The sequence below is a fragment of the Clostridium sartagoforme AAU1 genome (genome assembly GCF_000401215.1).
Taxonomy (GTDB): domain Bacteria; phylum Bacillota; class Clostridia; order Clostridiales; family Clostridiaceae; genus Clostridium; species Clostridium sartagoforme.
Genome location: NZ_ASRV01000113.1, coordinates 1 through 13,048 on the forward strand (window position 1 = coordinate 1; position 13,048 = coordinate 13,048).

Genomic DNA, 13,048 nt, shown 5'->3' on the forward strand with positions numbered 1-13,048 from the left:
TCTTTTTTCATAATTAAATCTCCTTAGATTCTTATACCATAAACTATATTGTTTTTAAACATTTTTATCAATAGGTTAAATATATTTATATAAATTTTACCATAATATGTATCGAAAGTATAACTTTAAATACAAAATTAATATATTGCTTACTATTTTTTATAATGATTACCCAAAAACTGTATATTGTGTTAAAATATAAACATATCGCTTAAACTTATAAAGGGGGAAAATAATCATGGAAAATTTATTAGAAAAATTGTTAAATGCATTACCAATAATCGCTATTGTTTTAGTAGTGCTAATAGTATTTCTATCTTTCTGGAGAAGAGTGCCTGCTGATAAAGCTATGGTAATCACAGGTCTTAGAAAAAGAGTTTTACTTGGAAGAGGGGGATTAATGATTCCTATTCTTGAAACTTCTTCCACTATTTCATTAGAAAATATCTCTATGACAACCGATGTTAATGAAGCACCTGCTAAACAAGGTATCTTTGTTAATATAGTTGGTACAGCAGTCGTAAAAGTCAAAAATGACCATGAAAATGTTTTAAAAGCTGTTGAACAATTTTGTAGTGGTGGAGAAAAAAATACAGTTAATGTAATAAGAACTATAGTAGAACAAATATTGGAAGGAAAATTAAGAGGTATTGTTTCTACTTTAACTGTTGAACAAATAAATGAAGATAGAGCTTCATTTGAGCAAAGAATTGAAGATGATATAAGAAATGAATTAGGATCAATGGGATTAGTTTTAATATCTTATACTATCTTAAAAATAAGTACTCAAGGTGGATACTTAGAAAATAGAGCTAAACCTCAAATAGCAGCAGCAAAATCTGAAGCTGACATAGCTGAAGCTGAAAGAAAAAGAGATACTGAAATTAAAACTGCAAGTGCTATAAGAGAAGGACAAAAAGCAAAATTAGAAGCTGAAACAGAAATCGCACAAAGTGAAAGAGATAAAAAGATAAAGCTTGAAGCATTTAGAGCTGAACAAGATAAAGCTAAAGCTAATGCTGACGTTGCTTATAAATTACAAGAAGTTGAAAATAATGCAATTTTAGCCGAGCAACAAGCTGAGCTTGCAGAAAAAGAAGCTTTAGTTGTAGAAAAGAAATTAATTGCTGAGGTTAAAAAGCCTGCTGATGCTAAAAAATATGAAGTTGAAGTTGCTGCTGAAGCTAATAAAATACAAGCAATTAGACAGGCTGAAGCCGAAGCTGAGGCTATTAGAGTGAGAGCTATAGCTGAAGCTGATGCTAAGAAGATACAAGCTCAAGCTGATGCTGAAGCTATCAGAGCTAAAGGATTAGCTGAAGCTGAAGCTATTAAAGCTAAGGGGCTTGCTGAAGCTGAAGCCAAGGATAGATTGGCTGAAGCAATGGCTAAATATGGCGAAGCTGCAATAGTAGAAATGGTAGTAAATAAGTTACCAGATGTAATGAAAGAAGTTGCAAGTCCATTAGAACAAATAGATAAATTGACTGTTATAGATAACGGTGGTTCCCAAGGAGCATCAAAGGTTGCTAAAATCGTAACTGATGTAACTGCTAATGGTTTTGAGGTTCTAAAGGATTTAACTGGACTTGACTTATCAAATGTTTTAAATAACTTTGTAAACAAAGATATTAAAACAAGTCCTTCTTCTGAAGAAAAAGAAATAATTGATGTTGACGTAGAGTAATACTTTATAGAACAAGAGACAATAGATAAATCTGTGTGAAACAGAGCTGTCTATTGTCTCTATATTTTTATAAATTCTATACAATTTACCTTATTTCTTTAATTATTTATTATATTCTATTACCTTAATTTATCATAAAAATTTTTTCTTCTTTAGAAGTTTTATATATTCCAACTACAAAAAAGGCTACTGCAAACAATACTATTATCCCTAAATATTTATAAATATTTGTAAGATTTGAACCTTGCTGTATAGCTATTATTGATTCCATAGCCCATCTTACAGGAGTAAAATATGATATTTTTTCTATTATAGGTGGCATTAAATCTATAGGTACAAAAGCTCCTCCTACCATTACCATTAACATATTAGCAAAGTTAAAGATATTAGATGCATCATTTTTACTTTTAGAAAATGCCCTACAGCATACCCCTAGACTAATTGAAACTAATCCTAATAATGATAATATTATAAATAATTCAAAACTACTAATTCCAACATTTATATTTAAGAACTTTATTCCCAAAACTCCAAATATTACTTGCATCAATATTGATAAATACCCACTTATAATATCTGCCAAATAATATTCATATGTTTTTATAGGTGCCATGAATATTCTTGTATATACATTTTCTTCCTTTTCATTAAATACTCTGTATGAAGTTGTCATTCCTCTTATAAGCATGAACATTATTATGAATCCTACAAATATTTGGCTAAAAGTATATTCTTCATATAAATCATTTAAATTTTCTTTTTTTATCTCTAGATAAGAATCGTTACTATAATTATTTAAAGCTTTATAATATACATCCTTATTTCCTTCTGCTGCCATTGAAATGTTATTTATATTAATCATTTGTTCGTTTATAATAGTCTTTATTAGCGTTCCGATATCATCATTTTCTACCGATGTTAATTTAACTAAGTCTGTATCCCCATTAATTAAATTTTCTTCAAAGTTACTATCTATTTCTATAACTGCATTTATAGAATTTTCTGCAAACAAGTTCTTTTTATCTTCTTTTTTAACTTCTCTTATATTAAATCCTTCATAATTCTTAATAGAATTTAATATAGTGCTACTAGTTTTCGAATTATCATTATCTATAATTCCAATGTTTATATATCCAGAATTAAAGTTAATAATTTTTAGCATAATAAATAGTATTAAAACAGGAGCTATTAATGATACAATAAATCCAACCGGTTTTTTTAATATAGATACCTTTAAATTGTTTTTAATTAGTATTAATATATTTTTCATTTATTTTATCACTCCTTTTTCCAACTATCCAAATTATTAACATAACTAATAATAAACTAATTCCGCCAATTTGCAGCCATCTAATTAAAGTAGTATTATCTCCAGAATAAATATATCTAAATATACTTATATTAAACCATCTTAATGGTGATATCTTTGTTATAAAATCTAAAAGGCTCCCTAGATTATCACCTAAAGCAACATATCCTCCGCCTAAAAATGTTAATACTGGTATTATTACATTTGATATTATACTTCCTGATACTTCTTCTTCTTTAAAAATCATAGGAATTATAATACCAATACCTATTACAATTATTAGAAATGGTATCATTGCCAGAGGTACAATTAGTAGATTCTCTCCATAATTTATATCAAAAAGTATATTACTTAATGTATAAGTTATCATTAGTGTTCCAAAGGAATAAATTAAAAACCCTAAAAATGAGGCAAAATAGTATTTACTTGTTGATACTCCAGCTAAACTTATTCTATCTTTTATACTATTTTTTCTATCATTTTTAATATTGTATAATGGTAACATTAAAAAATAGAATATCATAAGTCCTATTTCTGCTACTCCATAGTAATCCATTGAACTTGGTCTTTCATTAAGAGCAACTTTTTCATCTTCAATAAACCCCTTACTATCTTCAACCTTAATAATATCATTAGCCTTTAATGGATTTATACTATAAACTTCTGCTGCGGCATTATATTTACTAGCTATTCCATTTAATATTCCATAAATTAAAGATGGTTTTATTGTTGATTGATTATTTGAATAAAATTCTATTGTATCTTCTTTTAAATGAATAAATATATTTCTATTAACTTTTACTTCTTTTTTTCCTTCTTCAACATCTTTTACTTCCTTCAAAACTATTTTCGAATTATCTAATTCTATATCTTTAAATATATTAAATACTTCTTTTGACTTGTCAGAACTTTCATCAAAGTAATATACCGCTACTTCTTCAAAGCTTGTATTACTTGAATCAAAATATGCTGATAACGTACTTCCTATTAATAAAATTAAGAATAGAGGAAAAAATATCATAAATAAAGATTCTTTTTTATCTCTTATACAATTTAAAATTACTGATTTAATTATAGGAATCATTTCTTTTCCTCCTAATCTCTTAATTTTTTTCCAGTTAAAGATAAGAATACAGTTTCTAAAGTTACTTCATTAAATCCTAAATCTGTTATTTTTAATTCTTGATCACATACTATTTTTATAATTTTATCTAAGTTATTTACTTCTTTAGACGAAGTTATAATAAGATTATTATTATCAATAGATATGTCTAAAACTCCTTCAATATTTTTTAAAGCTTCAATATTTACTTTATAAATATCATTAATACCTATATTCAAAATTCTTTTATCACTAACTATATCTTTTAACTCTTCTTTACTACCTTCTACTATTATTTTACCCTTATCGATAATAGCTATCTTTGAACATAACGCTTCAGCTTCTTCCATATAATGAGTTGTATAAACTATAGTTGTTCCTCTTTTATTCAATTCCTTAACTGCTTGTATTATATGATTTCTTGATTGGGGATCTATTCCAACTGTTGGTTCGTCCATAATTAATATTTTAGGATTATGAATTATTGCACAGGCAATATTCAATCGTCTTAGCATTCCACCTGAAAATTCTTTAGCCCTTTTATTTTTTACTTCTAAAAGACCTGTAAATTCTAAGGCCTTTTCTATGCTCTCTTTAAGTTGACTTCCTCTTAGCCCATATAATTCGCCAAAGAACTTAACATTTTCATATGCAGTAAAATCACTATATACTGCAATACTTTGTGGAACTAATCCTAAGTGCTTTTTTACCTTTAAAGCATTTTTCTTTATATTCTCTCCTAAAATTTTAACCTCTCCAAATGTAGGATGTAAAAGTGAACAAACTATACTTATTGTAGTACTTTTTCCTGCTCCATTGGGACCTAATATTCCATAAATCTCTCCTTCTTCTATATTTAAATTAATATTGTCAACTGCTATATTATCGTCATATTTTTTTACTAAATCTTTTATTTCTATTACTTTCATAAACATCCTCCCCTTTATCTCTAATATCATTATATAAAAAAACCCTTACTAGGAAATCTAGCAAAGGTCATCTTTTAACTATGACTAAAGTCATATCCTTTTATATAATAAATTGCAATTTGAGTTCTATGGCTTAACCCTGTTTTTTGAAAGATAGATGTTATATAATTTTTTACAGTTCCCTCTGATATATATAAAGCTTTAGAAATTTCTTTATTACTTAATCCTTCTGAAATTGCTTTCATAACTTCTAATTCTCTTTCTGTAAATATACTTTCATGTATATTACTTTCTTTTATTTTTTCTTTACCTAAGTTATTGCTAAGCTTAATTAGAATTTCATCTTGAATAACACAGTTTCCTTGGTTAACCATTTTTATTGTTTCTATTATTTTATCTGGCTTTGTATTTTTTAATAAATATCCTTTAGCTCCATTTTTTATTCCATCTCTTATATATTCATCTTCATCGAAAGTAGTTAAAATAATTACTTTAGTATTTGTTTTTTCAGAAATTTCCAATGTTGCTATAACTCCATTAACAAGCGGCATTCTAACATCTATTAATGCTATATCCACAGTATTATCTAACAAAAATTTTACCACGTCTTTCCCATTTTCAAATATTCCTACAACTTCAATTTCTTTATCATTTGCTAAAATTATTTTTAAGCTTTCTCTAATTAATGCATCATCATCTGCTATAACTAACTTTATGCTCATTTTATCTCCTTCCTATAAAGTGCATGGAATTAAAATTATAATTCCAAAACCTTTTTCTCCATTCAATATAAACTTACCTTCAACAGTATTTACCTTTTCCTCTATATTTCTAAGTCCTATTCCCATTTTTATTTTTTTACAGCCAATCCCATTATCTTTTACTTCAAGCTTTATAAACCTATTCATTATTTCTATATTTATTTTTATTAAATCTCCTTTAGAGTATTTAATTGAATTAGTTGTAAGTTCAGTTACTGCTTGTATAAAAATTATCCACGTTTTAGAGTTAATCTTATCTAAATCACCTGTATATGAAACTTTTCCCTTTATTTTAGTACCATTTATTTTTTCATCTAATACTCTCTTTATTCTATTAATTCCCAATTCCTCTTCAGCAGGTTTAATATTTCTCAATGTCATTCTTATTTCTTCCATTCCAGATCTTAAATTCTGAGTACATGAATTTAACATACTGTATCCTTTTTCCTTATCATCTTCTAATAAAATCTTAATGGCTTCTAACTGAAGTAGTGTTCCGGAAATAGTATGGCCTATTTTATCGTGTAACCTTGTAGATATTTTATTTCTTTCTTCTAACCTTGCTGTGTGAAGAATTTGTTCTTGCGTATCTCTTTCTTCTGATAACTTTTTTTGAAGATTATATATCAATTTTCTTTGCTTTTCTTGAATCTTTTCAGTATTTTCGATCTTGCTCAATTTAACTTCATTATTTACAATTGAAATTAGCATAATACATAAAATTATAATTACCTCTTTTAAGTTTTCATATTTAAGTATTAGGAGTATTGGAATTATCGATAAAATAACTCCAGCATGTATCTTTTTCTTTTCATTAATAAGGTATTCAGCAATACTTATGCTAAGCATTAATACCCCAATTTCCATATATTTTAATGAAAATAAGAAAGCAAGTATAATTTCCACTATAGTTAAAATTTCAGAAAAATATCTATTTTTCTTACATAAAAATTCTCTACTAAAACTAGTAATTATATAAATTAAAATAAATGAAACCACTATTAAATTTAATTTGTCAATTTCTATACTTGTCCATCCAATAAATATACACAAAATTAATTTTATTATTATACATAAATCAGTAGTTCTTATATTTAACAACTCCATTTCATAAAACTTTATTCTTCATTAACCATTATTGGAAACTAATTTAATCTCTATATAATTATAACCCACTTTTTTACACAAATATAGTTTAGCATAACAACTCTATATATTGAATAAACTATTTTTACAGTCAATTAAACTACGGCATGAGTCCTATTCAATATAAGTCTCATGCCGCATAAAAAGTTTTTTCCTATTTACTACTTAACAATGACAAGTTTACTCTTGGAGTTTTCTCATCAATTATCCATTATTAATTATCAACTATTTACCATATCTTTTAACTATATTAACTATAACCTGAACTGCCTTTTCCATTGATTCCACTGGAACATATTCATATTTTCCATGAAAATTTTCTCCGCCTGCAAATATATTTGGAGTTGGTAATCCCATAAAAGAAAGTCTAGCACCATCAGTTCCACCTCTTATTGGCCTAACTATAGGGATTACTCCTGCCTCTATCATTGCTTCTTTAGCATTTTCTACTATATGCATAACAGGTTCAATTTTTTCTTTCATATTCTTATATTGATCCTTTATATTTACAATTACTGTTCCTTCTCCATATTTTTTATTTAATTCCTTTTCTATGTTCTTAAATTTTTCTTTTCTTTCTTCAAAGGAATCTGTAAAGAAATCTCTTACAATATAATTTAATGATGTATTTTCAATAGTACCTTCTATATCTGTAAGATGTGAAAACCCTTCGTATTTATTAGTTTTTTCTGGAACTTCATCTAAAGGAAGACTATTTATAAATTCATTTGCCACCATTATTGAATTTAGCATCTTGCCTTTTGCATAACCAGGGTGGACATTAACTCCATTTATTTGGACCTTTACTCCAGCAGCATTAAAATTTTCATACTCAAGCTCTCCAACTCTTCCACCATCCATTGTATATGCAAAATCTGCTCCGAAGCCTTCAACATCAAAATTATCTGCACCTTCTCCAATTTCCTCATCAGGTGTAAATCCTACTTTTATAGTTCCATGTTCAATTTCTGGATGATTTACTAAATACTCCATGGCAGTCATAATTTCTGCAATTCCTGCTTTATCATCAGCACCTAAGAGTGTAGTTCCATCTGTAGTAATTAAAGTCTTTCCTATATACTGTTTTAATTCTGGTGAAAATTTAGGAGATAATACTACTGAATCATTTAATTTGATATCTTTCCCATCATAATTTGCTACAATTTTAGGATTCACACTTTCTCCACTATAGTCTGGAGCTGTATCCATATGGGCTATAAAACCTATAACCGGTAGATCTTTATTACTATTTTTATCTAATGTTGCATATACATATCCATGCTGACTTATTTTTGCATCTTTTAGCCCTACTTCTTTTAATTCATTACATAATTTTTCAGCTAAAACTAATTGCCCTTTTGTACTTGGAGTTACTTTAGTTGTTTCATCTGATTTTGTATTTATTTTTATATATTCTAAAAATCTTTCTTCTACTCTTTTCATAGTTCTATTCTCCATTTCTATATTGTTTTATTGCCTAATTTTATAAGCATTTAATAATAAAATATATGAAAATATTTATTTTCTACTATCACCTTTTAATAAAGAATATAATATCAAATCTATGACCCCTTGACCTTTCCAAACATATCCTTCACGAATTATTCCTTCTTTGCTAAAGCCACTTCTTTGTAATACATTTTGTGATTTAATATTCTCTGGCATAACAAATGCTTGTATTCTATTTATTCCAATATCATTAAATAGGTACTTCGTCATTGCATTAACAGCTTTTGTAGCAATTCCTTTAGCCCAAAATTTCTCATTTAATCTATAACCTATTGTTATCATGTTTACATCATTACAGTAGTCAAACATTTCTGCTATACCCACAATACTATTAGGTTCACTTTTTAAACAGATTCCAAGAAATATACATTTTCTTTTATAAAAATCTCTTTCAAAATGTCCTATCATATTAGCAACAGTGTTTTTATTCTTTTTAAACATTACAGGAGTATATTGAAATAGTTTCTCATTATTGTATATTTCAAAAATATTATCAAGATCAGAATCCATAATCTTTCTTAATATTATTTCCTCTCCAATAATAAATGGAAATTGTTCATATGGATTTTTACCCAAACTCCCTTCCCCCTCATACACTAAATATAAAAATCTTGTAATAATTTATAGTTAACTTATAATCCAATTATAACATTAATTTCAATATACTGCATATATCCTAATACACATTAGGTTATTTTCTACAAAGCTAACTATTTATAGGGCTGTTATATCAATAGTAAATCCTAAATTGTAGCATTTATTATTGACATAACAACCCCTAAAGTTAATTTAGTTTATTATCCTCATTAATAATAAACTAATTTTCATTATTAACTTTTACTTAAAATTATATTCTGTTACTATGCTTTCTCTTCCTGTTGCTTTATCATTAAAATATTCATAAAATGATAACCCTAAGAAACTTCCTGTTATATTATAAACATTTCTATATCCTAAATTTTGTAATGCTAATGCTGCATTATAACTTCTTTGACCTGTTCTGCAATGTAAGTAAACTGGTATATCCTTTGGTATTTCATTTACTCTTTCTCTAAGCTGACTAAGAGGAATATTCTTAGCATTTTTTATATGTCCATTTTCATATTCTCTTATTTCTCTTACATCTATTATATATTCTTCACTTTGAACTAACTCTCTTACCTTATCAACGTTAACTTGCCTAAAATCTCCATTTAATAAATTTGATGCTATATATCCAGCATAGTTAACAACATCTTTTGCTGTACTATATGGTGGTGCATAACATAATTCCAAATCCTTTAAATCCTCAATAGTTCCTCCAAGTTTTATAACAGTTGCTACTATATCAACTCTTTTTGCAACATCACCTTTTCCTATTGCTTGTGCCCCTAACACCTTGCCTGTAGGAACTTCATATATAAGCTTAAGATGAATTGGTGATGCATCAGGCATTATACCAACTTTATCATTAGTTATAAGTCTTACAATATCATATTTTATGTTCATATTTAAAACTTTAATTAAGGATTCATTTAATCCTGTTGCAGCAGCATTATAATCAAATACCTTTATTGCTGAAAATCCAATGTATCCATTATTTATTCCTCTTTTTCCATTTATATGATCTGCAACTGATCTTGCTTCTTTTAATGCTGGACCTGCAAGAGATAATTTAGTCATGGAGTGAGTTAATGCATTATACACTTCAATTACATCACCTACAGCATAAATATCATTGTCATTAGTTTTATAATTTTTATCAACCTTAATAGCTCCTGTTTCTCCAAGTTCCAAACCAGCTTCTTTAGCTAAATATACCTCTGGCGAAACTCCTATTGCCATAACTACTGCCTTGGCCTCTATTTTCTTACCTGATGCTAAAACTACTTTATTTTCTTCAAAACTTAAAACTTTATCTCCAACAATTAAATTAACACCATTATCATAAATTTCCTTATGTAATATTTGAACCATATCATAATCAAATGGTTTTAATATTTGCTCCATAGCTTCTATTAAAGAAACTTCGTACCCAGCTTCTTTTAAATTTTCAGCAGCTTCAACACCTATATATCCGCCACCAATTACAGCTACTTCCTTTGCACTAAGCTCTTTAACAAACTTATTTAGTTTATCTATATCAACTACATTTCTTATAGTAAATACATTAACTTTTTCAATTCCTGGGATATTAGGCACTATTGGCTTTGCTCCTGGTGATAAAATTAATTTATCATAATTTTCCCTATAAATTTCACCTGTTTGAGTATTTTTTATTTCCAATTCTTTATTTTTTCTATCTATTGATATTACTTCACTATTTATTCTTGCTTCTATATTATATTGAGCCTTAAACTTTTCAGGGCTGCTTAATACAAGCTTATCTACCTCATCAATAACTCCACTTAAGTGATATGGCAGAGCACAATTTGAAAATGACACATGAGGACCTTTTTCAAACATTATTATTTCATCTTCTTCACTTAATCTTCTAAGCCTTGCTGCAGCTGAAGCCCCTCCAGCTACTCCCCCAACTATTAATATTTTTTTCTTCATACAAAACCCTCCTGTGGCTGCTTCGCAGCCAAATTAGTAATTAATAATGGATAATTAATGATGTAATTTGTGCCAAATTACTAAAAACTTAATTTTTAAAAACTCCTATAGGAGTTTTATCCATAATTCTTTCATTTTTTCATTATGCGATAGTATCTACTATTTTTTCTTGCTTCCTGCATAAGATCCAACTCCACCCGCAACATTAACTACATCAAATCCAAGATTTCTTAATTTGTTGCATGCATTTGAACTTCTTCCTCCTGATTGACATAATATATGATATTCCTTATCCTTATTTAAATATTTTTCAGGTTCCTTAAGAAGATCTCCCATCGGAATATTCTTTGCACTTTTTATACTGCCTGCTTTGTATTCATATGGTTCTCTTATATCAATTAAATCTATCTTTCCAATTAAATTATCAATATCATTTACATTTATAACTTTTCCTGAGTTTTTACTAAATAAACCAAACATACTATTTCCACTCCTATTAAATTAATTATTTTTGATTATGTGACTATTCTACACTATTTAAAATATTTTTTATGTGACTATGTTACAAAACTTAATTTATACTGTTAATCTATTAACTTTATTATCTTCACTTTAAAAGCTAATTATTAATTATATAAATGCTAAGATAAAAATGTACGCCGTTACTAATATTTTTATGTTTAACTATGGATAATTTTTAACATAGTATTAATGATAATTTAAATAGGGGCTGCTCAGAATAATAGTTAATGTTGAAAATAGTATGTTATAAGGCATTTAAACAAATACTAAGTGCAAGGAAATTTTTAATATAGGGGAAAAACCCTTGCACTTAGGAGTGAAGTTAAATGTATTCAATTGATAATCAATTAAAAATAGAAGATTTTATATTTCCATATGGAGAATTAAATCAGAATAATAGATGGGTAAAATTAACTAAAATAATTCCTTGGAATAAATTTGAGGCAAGATATGCTCAAAAATTTATTAATAACGGACGTCCATTAAAACCATTTCGTATTGTATTAGGTAGTTTAATAATTAAGCAAAAACTTAATTATTCAGATAGAGATACCGTTGAAGCTATTGCTGAAAATCCTTACCTTCAATATTTTATTGGCTTAAAGGAATTTCAACACTAGATTTACCTTCAAATAAATGCAATATAGTTAATAATCTAGTCTTAATTTTAGAATTTTTCTCACTTGTATATAGAGCTTTTATAGTTTCATAAGATGCATGTTTTGTATTAACTGTTAATCTTTTTCTCATATGGACCTCCTGCTTGAATAATTTGATACTTTAGTATGCCCATATTTGAAATATTTAAATAGTAATCTGTAATTAAAATTTATATAGATTTTGAAAAATAAATAGTGGGTATCAAAGCACCCCCTAAATACTATACAAAGCAATATATTGTTAGCAACTGTAGTTATTGACAAAGAAGTTCTTTTATAATGGCTTCATTGCTACGAGGATACTTGTAAAGTTTGCCTTATATATTAGTAGACTTATATATAAGAGCTTTTTTGTTTATTTTTTAATAATATAATTTAAATTATTTTCTTTTACATTTATAAATATTTTTTTACTATTCTACCTTTCTCTATACGAAATTCTCCAGTCTTCCATAGAAGGGAGAGGTATAGAACTTGCCGACATACAACAGATGGATTATAATATAACTAACATATTTTTCTTTAATAAACTGAATATATGAAGTTCAGTTTATTAAATGGTTCTACTCATAAAATATTCAACCTATTTGTCACCATATCAAAATATCAAAAACCAAACCTTGACGTTGATATGGAGCTAGAACAATCATAATAGCCTAATGGGATGTCTTCGAAGAGACATTTCTAGTGTTCCACGCCACACAAACCGTTGGTTCAACAGGATTAGCGTGGGTAGGCTTGCTCAATTGAAAGTATTGACCGCGAAACCACCAATTTCTTTAATGGTGGTAGTTCACTATAAGATACATACTATATTAATTATTTACTGACATATATTTTTTAGTTAAGAATATAATCTATAATAATTATTAATTTATGAGGTGAA

At 27.3% G+C, this 13,048-nt stretch carries 12 protein-coding genes; 2 read left to right on the top strand and 10 right to left on the bottom strand.

Going from position 1 to position 13,048, the window contains the following annotated elements; translation table 11 throughout:
* Positions 1–238: 238 nt before the first annotated feature.
* A complete protein-coding gene (locus tag A500_RS09015; RefSeq protein WP_016207269.1) occupies positions 239–1,687 on the top strand; it encodes an SPFH domain-containing protein in 1,449 nt (482 codons plus the stop codon).
* 124 nt (positions 1,688–1,811) lie between these two features.
* On the opposite strand, the gene A500_RS09020 is transcribed toward A500_RS09015, so the two are convergent.
* The 9 genes from A500_RS09020 to A500_RS09060 form a co-directional block, all read right to left on the bottom strand.
* The gene (locus tag A500_RS09020; RefSeq protein ID WP_016207270.1) at positions 1,812–2,957 is read right to left on the bottom strand and encodes an ABC transporter permease; all 1,146 of its coding nucleotides are present in this window, start codon (positions 2,955–2,957) and stop codon (positions 1,812–1,814) included.
* On the bottom strand, positions 2,932–4,080 hold the full coding sequence (locus A500_RS09025) for an ABC transporter permease (RefSeq protein WP_016207271.1): 1,149 nt from the start codon (positions 4,078–4,080) through the stop codon (positions 2,932–2,934). Before A500_RS09025 ends, A500_RS09020 begins: the two co-directional genes overlap by 26 nt.
* An 11-nt stretch (positions 4,081–4,091) precedes the next feature.
* Positions 4,092–5,027 (bottom strand): ABC transporter ATP-binding protein, encoded by a 936-nt coding sequence (locus tag A500_RS09030; RefSeq protein ID WP_016207272.1) that lies wholly within the window; start codon positions 5,025–5,027, stop codon positions 4,092–4,094.
* A gap of 74 nt (positions 5,028–5,101) precedes the next feature.
* Complete coding sequence (locus A500_RS09035; protein ID WP_016207273.1) at positions 5,102–5,749, bottom strand: response regulator transcription factor; 648 nt, start codon at positions 5,747–5,749, stop codon at positions 5,102–5,104.
* Between the two features lie 12 nt (positions 5,750–5,761).
* On the bottom strand, positions 5,762–6,895 hold the full coding sequence (locus tag A500_RS09040; RefSeq protein WP_016207274.1) for a sensor histidine kinase: 1,134 nt from the start codon (positions 6,893–6,895) through the stop codon (positions 5,762–5,764).
* 264 nt (positions 6,896–7,159) lie between these two features.
* Entirely contained in the window at positions 7,160–8,392 is a 1,233-nt protein-coding gene (gene pepT / locus A500_RS09045; protein WP_278245113.1) for a peptidase T, read from the bottom strand.
* A 60-nt stretch (positions 8,393–8,452) separates the two neighbouring features.
* Positions 8,453–9,019 (bottom strand): GNAT family N-acetyltransferase, encoded by a 567-nt coding sequence (locus tag A500_RS09050; protein ID WP_016207276.1) that lies wholly within the window; start codon positions 9,017–9,019, stop codon positions 8,453–8,455.
* A gap of 261 nt (positions 9,020–9,280) precedes the next feature.
* Positions 9,281–10,981, bottom strand: coding sequence for an FAD-dependent oxidoreductase (locus A500_RS09055; RefSeq protein WP_016207277.1), 1,701 nt, complete (start codon positions 10,979–10,981; stop codon positions 9,281–9,283).
* A 159-nt stretch (positions 10,982–11,140) separates the two neighbouring features.
* A complete protein-coding gene (locus tag A500_RS09060; RefSeq protein ID WP_016207278.1) occupies positions 11,141–11,461 on the bottom strand; it encodes a rhodanese-like domain-containing protein in 321 nt (106 codons plus the stop codon).
* Between the two features lie 368 nt (positions 11,462–11,829).
* Here A500_RS09060 and A500_RS09065 point away from each other — a divergent pair, with 368 nt between their 5' ends.
* On the top strand, positions 11,830–12,123 hold the full coding sequence (locus A500_RS09065; protein WP_016207279.1) for an IS5 family transposase: 294 nt from the start codon (positions 11,830–11,832) through the stop codon (positions 12,121–12,123).
* Here A500_RS09065 and A500_RS20375 read toward each other — a convergent pair.
* Positions 12,095–12,253 (bottom strand): hypothetical protein, encoded by a 159-nt coding sequence (locus A500_RS20375; protein ID WP_157453634.1) that lies wholly within the window; start codon positions 12,251–12,253, stop codon positions 12,095–12,097. The genes A500_RS09065 and A500_RS20375 overlap by 29 nt on opposite strands.
* Between the last annotated feature and the right edge of the window lie 795 nt (positions 12,254–13,048).